At 31.4% G+C, this 837-nt stretch carries 2 pseudogenes; both read right to left on the bottom strand.

The features are described 5' to 3' along the window. Window positions 1–625, bottom strand: a pseudogene (locus HMPREF1551_RS03710) (hypothetical protein); the annotation flags it as partial. Window positions 626–637: 12 nt separating this feature from the next. Continuing rightward, window positions 638–837 (bottom strand): annotated as a pseudogene (locus HMPREF1551_RS14150) (hypothetical protein); the annotation flags it as partial.

Genomic DNA, 837 nt, shown 5'->3' on the forward strand with positions numbered 1-837 from the left:
AAATACAAACTTCATCAAATCTTTTTTGAATCAGCTTTAACCACGCCTCAGAATTTCCTTCATTAAGTATTTTTCTTGTTCTTTGATGAAATGCTACTACTTTTTTCTCCAATTCTTTTTTATCCCATTTACGAAGGTCTTGCCCCTTACTCCAACCTTCTAATTCATAAGGTAAATCTGTAATTTCTACTTCCCATTCTTGCTCAAAGTAAGGTATATCAATTGTGGGGGCTGTAATAGGCAAAGGTTTATCTTCATAGTTTAATATCTCATCGGTCTCTTTATTGCGTATATAACTGCCAAATGATATATTCGAATTTTTAATATCTTTAGATGCTATTAGTTTTTCTCCAGCTTTAAAGGCTGGAAATATCCTCAATTTTACCTTATATTTCCCATTTTTTAATATATATGGGTTCATATCTACACCACTATTTGCTCCTACATAATCACAATCTGCTTTTATATCATTGATATAAAGTTCATAAGGCACTCGCATTGAAAGAGCAATCATATAAGTTATCTGTTTTTCTAATGGTATTTGTTGTATTTTCATTTCTCCTGTATTTTGTGCATTATGACAATTCAACAGTAAGATAGCCAATGTCAAGATTATATTTTTCATAAATTAGATACTTTACCTACGTATAATTACAAATTCATCACTACCTTGGGGTAAATATAATAAAATAGGGTAGGGAGCTGCTCCATAAGTTGTTCCTTTACTGATTAAAGGGCTCCATCCTTTAATGTCTAATGGTGAATAATTATTAAACTCTCGGGTATGCGTTTTTCGTTCTAAGGTTACTAACTTCCCCTCTGCATAAAGTTTTAACT

It is taken from the genome of Capnocytophaga sp. oral taxon 863 str. F0517, from assembly GCF_000466425.1.
In the GTDB taxonomy this organism is placed as follows: Bacteria; Bacteroidota; Bacteroidia; order Flavobacteriales; family Flavobacteriaceae; genus Capnocytophaga.